Here is a 15,325-nt window from a genome sequence, read left to right as displayed (position 1 = left end):
GGACCGGGCGGGTATTTTGCACCAGGTGAGTCGTCGGTGGGTGCTGCACCTCGACATGGACGCGTTCTTCGCGTCCGTCGAGCAGCTCACCCGGCCGACGCTCCGCGGCCGCCCGGTTCTCGTCGGCGGTCTCGGCGGACGCGGTGTCGTCGCCGGGGCCAGCTACGAGGCGCGGGTGTTCGGCGCGCGGTCGGCCATGCCGATGCATCAGGCCCGGAGGCTGGTGGGCCCGGGTGCGGTGGTGCTGCCGCCGCGGGGCCGGCTGTACGGCATGCTCAGCAAGTCCGTGTTCGACGCGCTCCGCGGGCCGATGCCGGTGCTCGAGCAGCTGTCGATGGACGAGGCGTTCGGCGAACCCACCGAACTGGCCGGAGCGGATGCGGCCGCGGTGCAACGCTATTGCGAGGGTCTGCGGGCCCTGGTCCTCGGGGAGACGGGGCTCGTCGCGTCCATCGGGGCCGGGTCGGGGAAACAGGTGGCCAAGATCGCGTCCGGTCTCGCCAAACCCGACGGGATCACGGTGATTTCGCCGGACGAGCAGCACGCGGTGCTGGACGAGCTTCCGGTGCGGAAGCTGTGGGGCATCGGCCCGGTCGCGGAGGAGAAACTGAAGCGGCTCGGCATCGAGACCATCGGCGGTTTCGCGCGGACCCCCGAATCGGAGGTCGCGTCGATTCTGGGCACCACGATCGGACCGGGCCTGCACCGGTTGGCGCAGGGCATCGACAATCGGCCGGTCGCCGAGCGTGCCGAGTCCAAACAAGTCAGTGCGGAGACGACTTTCGCCACCGACATCGTCACGATGGCGGAACTGCGGGGCGCCGTCGAGTCGAGCGCGGCGTCCGCGTTCGTGCGCCTGCAGAAGGACGGCCGGGCCGCGCGCACGGTGGTGCTGAAGCTGAAGAAGTCGGACATGAGCATCGTGACGCGTTCGGTCACGCTGCCCTACGCGACACTCGACCGTCACATTCTGGTCGCGGCCGCGCAGCGTCAGGTGATCGACCCGATCGAACTCGGGCCGGTGCGTCTGGTCGGGGTGGGGTTCGCCGGACTGTCGACGGTGCGCCAGGGCTCGCTGTTCCCCGAACTGGACCTGGACGTGCCGGGATACCAGGAGTCGAAGATCACGGAGGCGGCCGGTGACGACGGCCTCTCCGAGCCCGTCCCGGCACCCGCCCGGGCGATCGACACCCGGTGGCATCCCGGTCTCGACGTGGCGCACCCGGACTTCGGCCACGGCTGGGTGCAGGGTGCCGGGCACGGTGTCGTGACCGTTCGATTCGAAACGCGCACAACGGGTCCGGGAAAGGCCCGCACCTTCAAGGAGGACGACGGGCAGCTCGAACCGGCCGATGTGGAAGGCTCGCTCGCGTGACCGGACCCGCCGCCCGAACGAGGGAGTGGAGACCGGCTCCACGAGAAGGTAGCCTCGGGCGCTGATGCCTACCCTTGGGTAATGTCGCCCGGGTAGCGAACGAGCTCAGATCGTCCGAGAACGAACACCGAGAATGAAGAGGTTATTGAGTTGAAGCTTCGTAAGATCACGGTTGCCGGAGTTGCAATCGCCGCAGCCCTCACGATGTCCGCGTGTGGCTCCGACGAGGGCGACACGGCGGCCAAGACCACGACGACGACTTCCGCAGCTGCCGAGACCTCGGAAGCCATCGAGGTGCCCACCGCGGCCGATCTCAACGCGCTTCTGGTGCAGGGCCTCGACCCGGCGACGCCGCTCGAGGTCAAGTCCGCGATGGTCGAGGGCTCGGAGCAGGATCCGGAGCTCATCAACCAGGTCGCCGCGGCCGCCAAGGCCAACAACGCCGAGGTCACCGTTCTCGACCCGGTCATCGACAACGGTGACGGCACCGCCAGCGGCCAGCTGCAGCTGACCGTCAACGGCCAGGTCCAGCAGGGTGGCGTTCCGGCCATCTTCGTTCCCGGCGAGAACGGAACGTGGAAGCTGTCGAAGATCACCGCATGCCAGATCGTGTCGCTCGCGCAGCTGACCTCGCCTGCATGCCCTGCCTGATTCCAGGCCGAACCGTGCGGTCCTGACGGATCGCCGCGTTCCCGCACCGATGCCGGTGTCCCCTCGGGGAAGCCGGCATCGGTCGTCTACGGGGACCGGCTCAGCCGGCGGGTGCGGGCGCGAGCTTCGCCACGGCGGTGCTCGTCAGGTCGTTCATGACGCCGGCGTCGATCGGGTCCTGTCCCGTCGCGACCAGTTGAGTGACGGTGCTGCCGACGACGACCACCACCACATCCGAGACGAGACTGACGCCCTCGCTGGTGGTGACGAGCCGGAACGCCGTCGACGCGTCGCCCGCGGGCTGCTGCTCGCGGCCCCCGATCCGGTACTGCACCTGCACGCCGTCGGCGTCCGTGCCGCTGTACTGGGTGCATCCCGGCAGCCGCTCCTGCACCGCGGCGAAGGCCTGGGACGCGTCCGCGCCGGTGGCGTAGCTCGCCGCGTCCTGGTCGATGGTCGCGAAGCCCGGGCCGGTGAACCAGCCGGACGCCGAGGCCGCCGCTCCCGCGCGCTGGTCCGCGACCGGTGACAGCACCGCGCCGCAGTCCGCGGGATCCGTGCTCGACTTGTCGGAATCCGCCGACTCCGACGCCGGCGGCAACCCCAGATCGTCCTCGGGATCGGGCACCGGGGTGAATCCGACGGGAAGGTCGCCGACGTCGAGGAGCGCCGCCTTCAGCGCGGCCTGATCGGCGAACGATGTACCCGCCGCGTCCTGCGCGGCGGTCACCACCGGACCGAGCGGCTCCAGCGCGGTGGCGTCGCCCGCGTCGCCGGACGCGTTCGACGAGCACGCCGACAGCGCGAGCACGGCCAGCAAGGAGCAGTAGGCGGCGACGGGTCCGCGGCGCATCAGGAACCCCACCGGACCGAGTTCGACGTGGTCTGGTGCAGGCGGGTGGCGCCGTCGGGGTCGCTGTACTGCTGGTCACCGCCCACGGTCACGGTCCCGGACACCGGCAGCGGCAGACCGAGGTCGACGGTCATGGTGCCCGAGCCCTGCATCACGTACTGGTCGACGTTCAGCGTGCCTGCCTCTCCGGGCAGTTCCCACACGGGCGACTTCGGCTTCTGGTCGATCGTGTAGTCGATGGTGAGGCGGTTGCCGTCCCGCGCGGTCAGGGTGGCCACGGTCGTCTGGTCGAGGGCGATGCCGCTCATCACCTGCTGGCGGATCGTCCACTGGGCGCCCACGCCGACCGGTTCCGCCGGAAACGGGACCGTGCGGTACACGGCCTGGTAGAAGGCCTGCTCGATCGCGGAGCGGGCGATGTCCTGGGACTCGGCGTCCGGTCGCAGGCGCAGCGCCGTGATCGCACCGGTGGGATCGACGGTGAAGCCGGCGCCGGAACCGGCACTGGCTTCGAGCGCGCTGCCGAGGCGGCCGTCGGGGCTGGTGACGTCGCCGAGCGTGAGGTCGACGGTGGTGCCGCCGTCCGCGTCCTCGGTCGCCCGGCCGACGGCGGCGGTGAGGGGGAGCGTCACCTGGGGGGAGGAGAAGTCCTGGGCGGGCTGGTCGTCGATCTGCTGGAACACCTGCGCGTCCGTGGTCAGCTGGACGTCCTGCGTGACTCCCGCCGGCGGTCTCCGCGAGATCACCTCCCGCGGTTCCTCGCCGGGCTGGATCAGTTCGACGGTGGTGGCGGAGATCGGGACGGTCACTTCGGCGGGAGTGGACGTGGACCCTGCGGGGGTCGACTCCGAGGAGTCGCCGTCACCTCCGCACCCGGCGGTCAGAGCGACCAGGGAGAGGGTTGCGGCGAGCAGGCAGAATCCGGGTCGCAGAGCTTTCGAGAACAGTGGCACGCCCCCAGGCTAGTGCGCGCGGGAGCGCGTGAACGGAGGCTTGCCTCCGTAGTGGATGATGAACGGGTGAGTCAAGACCCCACGGCAGAGAACGAGACCGACGCCGAAGACCGGAACGACGGTGACACGTCCGGCGCCGTAGCCCCCCGGCCGGCGAAGCATCAGCGCAGGCTGCTGCTGTTCGCGATCGCAGGGACGATCCTCGCGACCGACCTGCTGACGAAGATCCTCGCCGTCGCCAACATCGAGCCCGGCCGCCCGGTCTGGCTGATCGGGGACCTCGTCTCGCTGCGGCTCGTGCGCAACCCGGGCGCGGCGTTCTCCATGGCCACCGGCATGACGTGGCTGCTGACCCTCGTCGCCGTGGGTGTGGTGATCGGCGTCGTCCGGATCGGCCGGACGCTGCGGTCGCCGTGGTGGGCGCTCGGTCTCGGGCTGGTGCTCGGGGGCGCCCTCGGCAATCTCGTCGACCGGTTCTTCCGGGCCCCCGGAGTGATGCAGGGGCACGTCGTCGATTTCGTCTCCGTCGGCTGGTGGCCGGTGTTCAACGTGGCGGACTCCGCGATCGTGTGCGGTGCGATCCTGCTCGTCGTGCTCACGCTGGTGGGGCTGGAACCGGACGGAACACGTAAGGGGGTAGAGAAGTGAGGGAAACACGGTCGATGCCGGTCCCGGACGGGCTCGAAGCGATGCGGGTCGACGCCGGCCTCGCCCGGCTGCTCGGTCTGTCGCGCACCGCGGTCGCGCAGCTCACCGAGGAAGGTTCGGTGCTCGTCGACGGCGCGCCCGTCGGCAAGTCCGACCGGCTGTCCGCAGGCACCTGGCTGGAGGTGGAACTTCCCGAACCGCCGCGGCCGCTGACCATCGAGGCGGAACCCGTCGAGGGCATGGAGATCCTGTACGCGGACGACGACGTGGTCGCCGTCGACAAACCGGTCGGGGTCGCGGCCCACGCCAGCGTGGGGTGGACCGGTCCGACGGTGATCGGCGGCCTCGCCGCCGCGGGCTTCCGGATCTCGACGTCCGGTGCGCACGAGCGTCAGGGCATCGTGCACCGGCTGGACGTCGGCACGTCCGGAGTGATGGTGGTGGCCACGTCGGAGCGCGCCTACACACTCCTCAAGCGTGCGTTCAAGCAGCGGACCATCGACAAGCGGTACCACGCGCTGGTGCAGGGTCACCCGGATCCGAGCAGCGGAACCATCGACGCGCCGATCGGCAGGCACCGCAGCAACGACTGGAAGTTCGCCGTCACCGCCGACGGCAAGCCCAGCATCACCCACTACGACACGGTCGAGGCGTTCCAGGCGGCGAGCCTGCTCGACATCCACCTGGAGACGGGCCGGACCCATCAGATCCGCGTCCACTTCGCGGCGCTGCGGCACCCGTGCTGCGGCGACCTCACGTACGGGGCCGATCCGCGGCTGGCGGAGCGCCTCGGGCTGGAGCGCCAGTGGCTGCACGCCCGGTCGCTCGGTTTCGCGCATCCCGCGGACGGGCGGTGGGTCGAGATCACGTCCAAGTACCCGAAGGATCTCGAGGACGCTCTCGGGGTTCTGCGGGCGAGCTGAGGTGCGGCTCCCGCGCCCCGGCGGTGCCGCGGTGCCGGCAGTGCTCACCGTCGTCGTGCTGATCGCGGTGACGGTCGTGCTCGGGGCACTGAACCCCGTTCGGCGGGCGCCCGTGTCGACGGACACGCTGGGCCCGGACAACGGGGAAGCGGTGGCCGACTACCTGGCTCGGGCGGACCGATCGCTCGACGAGGCGGACGGTCGCCACGAGCACTGGGCGCTGGTCTCGTTCACGCGTCCGGTGACCACGGAGACCGTCCGGGGCGCTGCGTCCGGCACCCGGGTGTCGCAGGTGCTCTTCCGCGTGCCGCTCGACCGGGTGCAGACCCCCCTCGTGCCCGTGTCCGTCGCGGCAGGCGACGCGGCCCTCGCCCGGGCGAGCGTCCTGGCCGCCGGCCGCGTCCAGGCGATGACGGGCGAGACGGCGCGGCAGGCGCAGATCGCGGCGGTCTCGTCGGCGGAACTCGCCCGGAACTGCGCGTGTGTGATCGGCGTCGTCGTCCGCGGTGATCACGACGCGCTGGCCGCGCTGCGGTCCGAACCGGACGTCCGGGCGGTCGAGGCGCTCGGCGCCGACGCCGTGGCCGGGCGGTTCGCGGTGCGCCCGCTGCTGCCGGAGCAGGTCGAGACCGTCGCGCCCGGCCCCGACGACGGGGCCGTCCCGGGGAGCGGTTCGTGACGGCGCGGAAGGCGGAAACCGTGGGCGCCGCCTGCGGAGTCGGCGCCTACGTGCTGTGGGGTGCGTTCCCCGCGTTCTTCGGTCTGCTCGGCCCGGCCGGGTCGGTGGAGATCCTCGCGCACCGCGTGGTGTGGACGCTCGCACTCATGTTCGTCGTCCTCGCGGTCTCGGGCCGGCTCCGCTCGCTGCGCGGGCTCAGCGCGCGCACCTGGCTGCTGGTCACGGCCGCGTCGACGGCCATCGCCGTGAACTGGGGCACCTACATCTACGGGGTCACGTCGGACCGGGTGGTCGAGACCGCGCTCGGCTACTTCATCAACCCGTTGGTGAGCGTGCTGCTCGGGGTCGTGATCTTCCGGGAACGGCTCGTGCCCGCCCAGATCGTCGCGCTCGCCCTCGCCGCCGTCGCGGTGATCGTGATCACCGTCGACTACGGGCATCCGCCGTACATCGCGCTCACCCTGGCCGCCTCGTTCGCGCTGTACGGGCTGTGCAAGAAGGTGATGCCGCTCGATCCGCGGACGAGCCTCACGGCCGAGGGCATCGTCGCCGCACCCGTCGCGGTCGGCTATCTCGTGTTCCTCGCCCTCACCGGCGCAGGCACGTTCCTGGGGTTCGGGGTCGGGCACACCCTGCTGCTGATGGCCGCAGGCCCGGTGACCGCCCTGCCTCTGCTGCTGTTCGGCGCCGCGGCGCAACGGGTGCCGTTGCGCACACTCGGCATGCTGCAGTACCTGACACCGGCGCTGCAGATGGCGTGGGGCGTCGCCGTTCTCCACGAGGACATGCCCGCGTCGCGGTGGATCGGTTTCGCCCTGATCTGGGTGGCGCTCGCGATCTTCAGTACCGATGCGCTGGTGCGGGTCCGGCGCGAGCGGCGCAATTCCGCCCCGTCCCAGGCGCCCGTCCCGTAACTCGCGTCACGACTTCGCCGACACCCGCCGTCGGCGACCGGTGCTGTCGGTCCGAGGGCCTACACTCGTGAGGCTCCCAGACCTTCAGAGAGGCGCACGTGGCTGACTCGTTCGTACATCTGCACAATCACACCGAGTACTCGATGCTCGACGGTGCGGCCAAGGTCGGCCCCCTGTTCGAAGAGGCCGCGCGGCTGGAGATGTCGGCGGTGGGCATGACCGACCACGGCAACATGTACGGCGCCAGCGAGTTCTACAACGTGGCGAAGAACCAGGGCATCAAGCCGATCATCGGCATCGAGGCGTACGTCGCGCCCGAGTCCCGCTTCAACACCAAGCGTGTGCTGTGGGGCGACCGCAGCCAGAAGTCCGACGACGTCTCCGGTAGCGGCGCGTACACCCACATGACGATGGTTGCCGAGAACGCGACCGGTCTGCGGAACCTGTTCAAGCTGTCCTCGCTCGCGTCGATCGAAGGTCAGCTCGGCAAGTGGGCGCGAATGGACGAAGACCTCATCGCCACCCACCACGAGGGCATCATCGCGACCACGGGCTGCCCGTCCGGCGAGATCCAGACGCGGCTGCGACTCGGCCACGACCGCGAGGCGCTCGAGGCGGCAGCCAAGTGGCAGGAGATCTGGGGCAAGGACAACTTCTTCCTCGAGCTGATGGACCACGGGCTGTCGATCGAGCGACGCGTGCGTGAGGGCCTCCTCGAGATCAGCAAGAAGCTCGAGATTCCGCCGCTCGCCACCAACGACTGCCACTACGTCACGAAGGACGCCGCGGAGAACCACGAGGCGCTGCTGTGCATCCAGACCGGCAAGACGCTGTCCGACCCCACCCGGTTCAAGTTCGACGGTGACGGCTACTTCCTCAAGTCCGCCGCGGAGATGCGGGCCCTGTGGGACGACCAGGTCCCCGGCGCGTGCGACAACACCCTCCTCATCGCCGAGCGTGTCCAGCCGTACGACGACGTGTGGGCGCACCACGACCGGATGCCGATCTTCCCGGTCCCCGAGGGCGAGACGCAGGGCACCTGGCTGCGCAAGGAGGTCATGCGCGGGCTGGACCGCCGGTTCCCCGACGGACCGCCCGAAGAGTACCTGGCCCGCGCCGACTACGAGATCGGCGTCATCCTCGAAATGGGTTTCCCCGCCTACTTCCTCGTCGTCGGCGACCTCATCAACCACGCGCGGGAGGTCGGCATCCGGGTCGGCCCCGGCCGAGGCTCGGCCGCCGGTTCGCTCGTCGCCTACGCGATGGGCATCACCAACATCGACCCCATCCCGCACGGCCTGCTGTTCGAGCGGTTCCTGAACCCCGAGCGCGTGTCCATGCCCGATATCGACATCGACTTCGACGACCGCCGTCGCGGCGAGATGGTGCGGTACGCGACGGACAAGTGGGGCAGCGACCGCGTCGCCCAGGTCATCACGTTCGGCACCATCAAGACGAAGGCGGCCATCAAGGACTCCGCCCGCGTCCAGTTCGGTCAGCCCGGTTTCGCGATCGCCGACCAGATCACCAAGGCGCTGCCGCCGCCGATCATGGCCAAGGACATCTCGGTGTCCGGCATCACCGACCCGAACCACGAGCGCTACAAGGAAGCGGTGGAGGTTCGCGCCCTCATCGACTCCAACCCGGACGTCGCGAAGATCTACCAGACGGCCAAGGGGCTCGAGGGCCTGATCCGTAACGCCGGCGTCCACGCCTGCGCGGTGATCATGTCGTCCGAACCGCTGATGGACGCGATTCCCGTGTGGAAGCGCGCCCAGGACGGCGCCATCATCACCGGCTGGGACTACCCGTCGTGCGAGGCCATCGGCCTGCTGAAGATGGACTTCCTCGGACTGCGGAACCTCACCGTCATCGGTGACGCCATCGACAACATCAAGGCGAACCGGGGGATCGAACTCGATCTCGACACCCTCGCGCTCGACGACACGGCCACGTACGAACTGCTCTCGCGCGGCGACACTCTCGGCGTGTTCCAGCTCGACGGCAGTGCGATGCGCGATCTGCTGCGCCGCATGCAGCCCACCGGCTTCGAGGACATCGTCGCGGTGCTCGCGCTGTACCGGCCAGGTCCGATGGGCATGAACGCGCACAACGACTACGCCGACCGCAAGAACGGGCGGCAAGAGGTCAAACCCATCCACCCGGAACTCGAGGAGCCCCTGAAGGAGATCCTGGCCGACACGTACGGCCTGATCGTCTACCAGGAGCAGATCATGCAGATCGCGCAGAAGGTGGCCGGGTACTCGCTCGGGCAGGCCGACATTCTCCGCCGCGCCATGGGTAAGAAGAAGCTGTCGGTGCTGGAGGAGGCGTACGCCGGTTTCCGCGAGGGCATGCTCGCCAACGAGTTCTCCGAGCCCGCCATCAAGGCGCTGTGGGACACCATCCTCCCGTTCGCCGGGTACGCGTTCAACAAGTCGCACGCCGCCGGGTACGGCCTGGTGTCGTTCTGGACCGGGTACCTCAAGGCCAACTATCCGGCCGAGTACATGGCCGGTCTGCTCACCTCGGTCGGTGACGACAAGGACAAGGCCGCCGTCTACCTCGCGGACTGCCGCAAGATGGGCATCACCGTGCTGCCGCCGGACGTCAACGAATCGGAGGTCAACTTCGCCTCCGTCGGTGAGGACATCCGGTTCGGCATGGGCGCCGTCCGCAACGTCGGTGCCAACGTGGTGGGCTCGATCATCAAGGCGCGCAAGGAGAAGTCCAAGTTCGTCGACTTCTCCGACTACCTCAACAAGATCGACGCGGCCGCCTGCTCCAAGAAGGTCACCGAATCGCTGATCAAGGCAGGCGGATTCGACTCGCTGGGCCACCCGCGCAAGGGGCTCATGCTCGTCCACGCCGACGCCATCGACGCGGTGATGGGTACCAAGAAGGCGGAGGCGATCGGCCAGTTCGACCTGTTCGGCGGCGACGACGCCGACGAGTCGATCGCCTCGGTGTTCAACGTGAAGATCCCCGAGGAGGAGTGGGACTCCAAGCATCGGTTGGCGCTGGAACGGGAAATGCTGGGACTGTACGTGTCCGGGCACCCGCTCAACGGTGTCGAGCACGTGTTGTCGGCGCAGTCCGACACCGCGATCCCGACCATCCTCGAAGGCGACATCAAGGACGGCACCCAGGTCACCGTCGGCGGCATCCTCGCGTCGGTGAACCGGAGGATCAACAAGAACGGTCTCACCTGGGCGTCCGCGCAGCTCGAGGACCTGACCGGTGGTATCGAGGTGCTGTTCTTCCCGCAGGCCTACTCGGTGTACGGGATGGATGTCACCGAGGACTCCGTGGTGCTCGTCAAGGCGCGCGTGTCGATCCGTGACGACCGGATCTCACTCATCGCCAACGACCTTGCGGTGCCGGACCTCTCGGCGGTGGGGGTAGCGAAGCCGTTGGCGGTCAGTCTGCCGCTGCGTCAGTGCACCAAGGACAAGATCGGCGCGCTGCGTCAGGTGCTGACCCGCCATCCGGGCACCTCGGACGTGCACGTGCGGTTGATCGGCGGCACCGAGGTCACGTTGTGGAAGGTGGACGACGTGCTCCGGGTGGAACCGTCGTCGGCGTTGATGGGCGACCTCAAGGCGCTGCTCGGACCGAGCTGCCTGTCCGTCTGATCGCTTCGATGGGTGAGGCTACGAGCGCGGCGGGAAGAGCCGCCGCGCCCACCACACCACGACGGCGGCAGCGGCGGCCGTGAGAACGGCCGCCTGCAGCGTCTGGGTGACGACGAGGATCGTGACGAAGACCAGCAGCGCGACTGCCAGGGCCTCCAGCTTGTAGAGGGGCCACTCGGTGCCGGCCAGATCGACGGTCCGGGCGGGGGTGCTGCGGGGCACATCGCGGCGCACCCAAGCGTCGTGTGTCGTCATCGCAGGTCACCTCACTGGAGTGGGTCGGGGGAGCGGACGGCCCCGCGTGCGATCAGGGTACTCGGAATCCGGAGTTCGGCGCAACGAACAAACGGATGCGGTCCTTCGCATGCGCGCTGGTTCGGTGGAATCGGTGGCGGGCTCTCGCGGATCAGGTGTTGACTGGACGCATGCCACTCACAGGTGAATACGAACCCAGTCCGTCCAAGTGGGCAGCGGATCAGGCCGAGTTGATGGAATCCACCGACGGGGCCGAGGGCACGACGTTGGGCGGCAGGCCCGTCGTCCTGCTGACCACCCGGGGCGCGAAATCCGGCAAGATCCGCAAGACGCCGTTGATGCGTGTCGAGCACGACGGGACGTACGCGATCGTCGCCTCGCTCGGCGGCGCCCCCAAGAACCCGGTCTGGTACTACAACGTGAAGGCCGAACCGCACGTCGAACTCCGCGACGGCTCGGCGACCCGCGACATGGTGGCCCGTGAGGTCACGGGCGACGAGAAGGCCACGTGGTGGGAGCGGGCTGTCGCCGCGTTCCCCGACTACGCCGAGTACCAGACCAAGACCGATCGGGAGATCCCGGTGTTCGTGCTCGAACCCGCCTGAGTCTCGCCCCGCCGCTGTCGTTCGCCGTTCGACCGTCCCCGACCGGAGGCCCGATGAGAGCGAAAACCGTTGCCGATCAACTGGTACGTCAACTCCAGGACGCCGGCGTCCGGCGGATCTACGGAATCGTGGGCGACAGCCTCAATCCCGTCGTCGACGCCGTCCGGCGTTCGGGCGGGGCGGACAACGGCGGCATCGACTGGATCCACGTCCGGCACGAGGAGGCCGCCGCCTTCGCCGCGGCCGCGGAGGCGCAGGTCACCGGCAAACTGGCGGTCTGCGCCGGCTCGTGCGGGCCGGGCAATCTGCACCTGATCAACGGTCTCTACGACGCGGACCGGTCCGGGGCGCCGGTGCTCGCGATCGCGGCGCAGATCCCGAGCGAGCAGATCGGTCTCGGCTACTTCCAGGAGACCCACCCGGACCGGCTGTTCGTCGAGTGCTCCCGGTACACGGAGCTGATCGGAAGTCCCGCCCAGGCCCCGCGCGTCATGGCGTCCGCCATCGCGCATGCGACCGCGCTGTCCGGCGTCGCGGTGATCACCCTGCCAGGTGACATCGCGGACCGCCCCGCCGAGGGGCGGGCGCCGTCGGTGCCGCGCACGGCTGCGCCGTCGGTCGTGCCGGACCAGTCCGACGTGCAGGCACTCGCGGACGCCGTGAACGCGGCAGGGAAGGTCGCGATCTTCGCCGGGGAAGGGGTGCGCGCGGCACGCGAGGAGTTGCTGGGCCTTGCCGACGCGATCGGTGCGCCGATCGGTCACACCCTGCGCGGCAAGGAATGGATCCAGTACGACAACCCCTTCGACGTCGGGATGACGGGGCTGCTGGGGTACGGGGCGGCGCACGACGGGATGCACGGCGCCGATCTCCTGCTGCTCGTCGGAACGGACTTCCCGTACAACCAGTTCCTCCCCGACGGCGTCCGCACCGCGCAGATCGACCGGGCCGCACAGCGAATCGGCAGGAGAACGGACGTCGATCTGGCGGTGCACGGCGACGTGGAGAGCACGTTGCGTGCGCTCGTCCCGTTGATCCGGCGGAAGGACGACCGCCGATTCCTCGACGACATGCTCGAGAAGCACCGGATGCTGATGAACAAGGTGGTCGGCGCGTACACGAAACCGGCCAAGCAGCGCGTCCCGATCCATCCCGAGTACGCCGCGTCGATCCTCGACGACCTCGCTGCCGACGACGCGATCTTCACCACGGACACGGGAATGTCGAACGTGTGGACGGCGCGCTACCTGACGCCGAACGGCTCGCGGCGTTTCCTCTCCTCGGCCCTGCACGGATCGATGGCGAACGCCCTGCCGCACGCGATCGGCGCCCAGGTGTGCGCGCCCGGCAGGCAGGTGGTGTCCGTGTCGGGCGACGGCGGGCTGTCGATGCTGCTGGGGGAACTGGTGACGGTCGCGATGTACCGGCTCCCGGTCAAGGTCGTGGTGTTCAACAATTCCACTCTCGGCATGGTCAAGCTGGAGATGCTGGTGGACGGGCTGCCGGATTTCGGGGTCGACGTCGCGCCGGTCGACTATTCGGCGGTGGCGTCCGCGCTGGGCATCTTCGCCCGCCGGATCGAGGATCCGGCCGACATCGAATCGGGTCTGCGTCAGGCGTTCGATCACGACGGACCGGCCCTCGTCGATCTCGTCACCGACCCGTTGGCGCTGTCGCTGCCGCCGACCATCACGGGTGGGCAGCTCACCGGTTTCGCACTGGCGTTGTCGAAGATGGTGATGAACGGGGGTGTCGGCGAGGCCGTGAAAATGGCGAAGTCGAACGTCCGGAACGTGCCGCGACCGTCCCAGTTCGATCCGCGCGGCTGAACCCGACTGGTATCCCATGGCCGGAGAGTGGGAACATATCCGGGTGTCCACATCGCCCGATACCGCAGCCCAGAACATCACCTCGCCCCTGACGGTGGGCGATATCGACGCGGCTATCGAGCGAATTTCCCACGTGATCGACGCCACCCCACTGCAGTGGAGCGACCGCCTGTCGACCCTGACCGGCGCGAACGTCTACCTCAAGCGTGAAGACCTGCAGGTCGTGCGCTCCTACAAACTTCGCGGCGCCTACAATCTCATGGCCCAGCTCGACGCCGCCGAGCGTGCCGCCGGAGTCGTGACCGCCAGCGCAGGCAACCATGCGCAGGGCGTCGCGTTCGCCTGCCGCACAATGGAAATCACCGGCCGCATCTACGTCCCGTCGAGCACACCCAAGCAGAAGCGTGACCGCATCCGTGCGCACGGCGGCGAGTTCGTCGAGCTGATCCTGACGGGGGAGACGTACGACGCCGCCGCCGCTGCGGCCGCCGCCGACGTGCGGCGGACGGGCGCGACGATGGTTGCGCCGTTCGACGACGCCCGGACCGCGGCCGGTCAGGGCACCATCGCCGCCGAGATCCTCGCCCAGCTCGGCGCGGCCCCCGATTCCGTCCTGGTCCCGGTCGGCGGCGGCGGGTGCATCGCCGGCATCGCCACCTACCTGCATGCGCACGCACCGCGCACGGCCATCGTCGGCGTGGAGCCGACGGGAGCGGCGTCGATGACGGCGGCCCTGGTCGCCGGTGGTCCCGTGACGTTGACGGAGATCGACCCGTTCGTCGACGGCGCGTCGGTGAAGCGGGTCGGCGACCTGCCCTACGCCGTGGTCTCCGCCCTCGGCGCCGAGGTGGTGACGCACACGTCGCTGGGCCAGGCCGGCGGGGCGTCCACGATCCGGCTCGATCCGGAGACGTTCGTGATGACCAACCTCGACGAGGGCGCGCTGTGCACCGCGATGCTCGAGCTGTACCAGAACGAGGGCATCATCGCCGAGCCCGCGGGCGCCCTGTCGGTGGCGGCCCTCGGGAACATCACGTTCGAACCGGGTTCCACGGTGGTGTGCCTGATCTCCGGCGGCAACAACGACGTCTCGCGGTACGGCGAGATCCTGGAACGCTCGCTGGTGAATCTAGGCCTGAAGCATTACTTCCTCGTCGACTTCCCGCAGGAGCCGGGCGCGCTCCGCCGCTTCCTCGACGAGGTGCTCGGCCCCGAGGACGACATCACCTTGTTCGAGTACGTGAAGCGCAACAACCGGGAGACCGGCGCCGCCCTGGTGGGTATCGAACTCGGTAAGGCCGAGGGGCTCGGCGAGCTGCTCGAGCGGATGGAGCAGTCCCGGATGCAGGTGGAACGCCTGGAGCCGGGGAGCCCCGCCTACCGCTACCTCACCTGAGCCGCTACTTCTGCAGCAGCCGCGCGACGACCTTCGTGTACAGCTCGGGCTCGGGCATGGGGAGCCCGAGCAGAGCGGCCAGGTAGATGCCGTCGCCGACGAGGCGCACGATCTCGGCCTGCACGGGATCGTCGATCTCGCTCTGGAGACCTTCGTCCCAGCCGCGCATCACTTCGGTAACGGCCTTCTGGATCTCGTCGTGCTGACCGTCGACGCTCCGTAGCGCGGCGATGGTCGAACGATAGAGGGCGAGTTCCTCGGTGGTGCTCGCGTCGGGAACCTGGAGATACCACTCGGACAGCGAGGTGCCGCCGGACACGGCGTCGGCGAGCTGGGCGTCCGCCCGCTCGCCGAGCCGGCGCACCATCGCGGCGAGAAGCGCTTCCTTGCTGGGGAAGTGGTAGAGCAGTCCGCCCTTGGACACCCCGGCCTCCGCAGCGACGGCTTCGAGGGTCACCTGGGCTATACCCACGTCGAGCAGCAGCTTCTCGAGGGCGTCGAGTATTCGATCGCGCGTACCGGCAGCCATGGTGAGGGACTGTACCCGGGAAATAACTTTACCGTCCGGACGGTTCACGGTAAGGTAACGAAAATGTACCGGCCGGACGG

General features: G+C 69.1%; 14 protein-coding genes. 10 read left to right on the top strand and 4 right to left on the bottom strand.

All coding sequences use genetic code 11. The features are described from left to right. Positions 1-25: 25 nt before the first annotated feature. On the top strand, positions 26-1,375 hold the full coding sequence (locus JWS14_RS05600) for a DNA polymerase IV (RefSeq protein WP_455566914.1): 1,350 nt from the start codon (positions 26-28) through the stop codon (positions 1,373-1,375). A 150-nt stretch (positions 1,376-1,525) separates the two neighbouring features. Then, the gene (locus JWS14_RS05595) at positions 1,526-2,026 is read left to right on the top strand and encodes a WKL family lipoprotein (RefSeq protein WP_012688046.1); all 501 of its coding nucleotides are present in this window, start codon (positions 1,526-1,528) and stop codon (positions 2,024-2,026) included. 100 nt (positions 2,027-2,126) lie between these two features. On the opposite strand, the gene JWS14_RS05590 is transcribed toward JWS14_RS05595, so the two are convergent. Together JWS14_RS05590 and JWS14_RS05585 are read right to left on the bottom strand one after the other, a co-directional pair. Continuing rightward, on the bottom strand, positions 2,127-2,879 hold the full coding sequence (locus tag JWS14_RS05590; protein ID WP_206012656.1) for a sensor domain-containing protein: 753 nt from the start codon (positions 2,877-2,879) through the stop codon (positions 2,127-2,129). Further along, positions 2,879-3,832 carry a hypothetical protein gene (locus JWS14_RS05585; RefSeq protein ID WP_206012655.1) on the bottom strand — a complete coding sequence of 318 codons (954 nt, stop codon included), beginning with the start codon at positions 3,830-3,832 and terminating at the stop codon, positions 2,879-2,881. Before JWS14_RS05585 ends, JWS14_RS05590 begins: the two co-directional genes overlap by 1 nt. Positions 3,833-3,883: 51 nt before the next feature. Here JWS14_RS05585 and lspA point away from each other — a divergent pair, with 51 nt between their 5' ends. The 5 genes from lspA (at position 3,884) to dnaE (ending at position 10,631) form a co-directional block, all read left to right on the top strand. Then, positions 3,884-4,480: a signal peptidase II gene (gene lspA, locus JWS14_RS05580; protein WP_174705524.1), complete on the top strand. Its 597-nt coding sequence runs from the start codon at positions 3,884-3,886 to the stop codon at positions 4,478-4,480. After that, positions 4,477-5,403, top strand: coding sequence for an RluA family pseudouridine synthase (locus JWS14_RS05575; RefSeq protein WP_005260233.1), 927 nt, complete (start codon positions 4,477-4,479; stop codon positions 5,401-5,403). The genes lspA and JWS14_RS05575 overlap by 4 nt, the downstream gene beginning before the upstream one ends. 1 nt (position 5,404) lies before the next feature. Beyond that, positions 5,405-6,082, top strand: a complete 678-nt coding sequence (locus JWS14_RS05570) for a hypothetical protein (protein WP_206012654.1) — start codon at positions 5,405-5,407, stop codon at positions 6,080-6,082. Beyond that, complete coding sequence (gene rarD / locus JWS14_RS05565; protein ID WP_206012653.1) at positions 6,079-6,996, top strand: EamA family transporter RarD; 918 nt, start codon at positions 6,079-6,081, stop codon at positions 6,994-6,996. The genes JWS14_RS05570 and rarD overlap by 4 nt, the downstream gene beginning before the upstream one ends. 98 nt (positions 6,997-7,094) lie before the next feature. Then, positions 7,095-10,631 carry a DNA polymerase III subunit alpha gene (gene dnaE, locus JWS14_RS05560; RefSeq protein ID WP_072945321.1) on the top strand — a complete coding sequence of 1,179 codons (3,537 nt, stop codon included), beginning with the start codon at positions 7,095-7,097 and terminating at the stop codon, positions 10,629-10,631. 18 nt (positions 10,632-10,649) lie between these two features. On the opposite strand, the gene JWS14_RS05555 is transcribed toward dnaE, so the two are convergent. Then, positions 10,650-10,886 (bottom strand): hypothetical protein, encoded by a 237-nt coding sequence (locus tag JWS14_RS05555; RefSeq protein ID WP_072945318.1) that lies wholly within the window; start codon positions 10,884-10,886, stop codon positions 10,650-10,652. Positions 10,887-11,056: 170 nt separating this feature from the next. On the opposite strand from JWS14_RS05555, the gene JWS14_RS05550 reads away from it, so the two are divergent. The 3 genes from JWS14_RS05550 to ilvA are packed head-to-tail and all read left to right on the top strand — an operon-like array spanning position 11,057 to position 14,716. Beyond that, a complete protein-coding gene (locus tag JWS14_RS05550) occupies positions 11,057-11,491 on the top strand; it encodes a nitroreductase family deazaflavin-dependent oxidoreductase (RefSeq protein WP_072945406.1) in 435 nt (144 codons plus the stop codon). Between the two features lie 53 nt (positions 11,492-11,544). Further along, entirely contained in the window at positions 11,545-13,320 is a 1,776-nt protein-coding gene (locus tag JWS14_RS05545; RefSeq protein WP_072945316.1) for a pyruvate dehydrogenase, read from the top strand. A gap of 43 nt (positions 13,321-13,363) precedes the next feature. Continuing rightward, entirely contained in the window at positions 13,364-14,716 is a 1,353-nt protein-coding gene (gene ilvA / locus JWS14_RS05540) for a threonine ammonia-lyase IlvA (RefSeq protein ID WP_072945404.1), read from the top strand. Between the two features lie 4 nt (positions 14,717-14,720). Here the strand turns inward: ilvA and JWS14_RS05535 are convergent, their stop codons facing one another. Next, complete coding sequence (locus JWS14_RS05535) at positions 14,721-15,245, bottom strand: TetR/AcrR family transcriptional regulator (protein WP_072945313.1); 525 nt, start codon at positions 15,243-15,245, stop codon at positions 14,721-14,723. Between the last annotated feature and the right edge of the window lie 80 nt (positions 15,246-15,325).

The organism is Rhodococcus koreensis, from assembly GCF_017068375.1.
In the GTDB taxonomy this organism is placed as follows: domain Bacteria; phylum Actinomycetota; class Actinomycetes; order Mycobacteriales; family Mycobacteriaceae; genus Rhodococcus_F; species Rhodococcus_F koreensis.
This window is presented reverse-complemented; position numbering and strand designations above follow the sequence as displayed.

Bases quoted from the DNA above. Each gene is read 5' to 3' on its own strand.
- JWS14_RS05535 (WP_072945313.1), bottom strand. From the start codon at position 15,245: ATGGCTGCCGGTACGCGCGATCGAATACTCGACGCCCTCGAGAAGCTG.
- JWS14_RS05545 (WP_072945316.1), top strand. From the start codon at position 11,545: ATGAGAGCGAAAACCGTTGCCGATCAACTGGTACGTCAACTCCAGGAC.
- JWS14_RS05590 (WP_206012656.1), bottom strand. From the start codon at position 2,879: ATGCGCCGCGGACCCGTCGCCGCCTACTGCTCCTTGCTGGCCGTGCTC.
- JWS14_RS05555 (WP_072945318.1), bottom strand. From the start codon at position 10,886: ATGACGACACACGACGCTTGGGTGCGCCGCGATGTGCCCCGCAGCACC.
- JWS14_RS05550 (WP_072945406.1), top strand. From the start codon at position 11,057: ATGCCACTCACAGGTGAATACGAACCCAGTCCGTCCAAGTGGGCAGCG.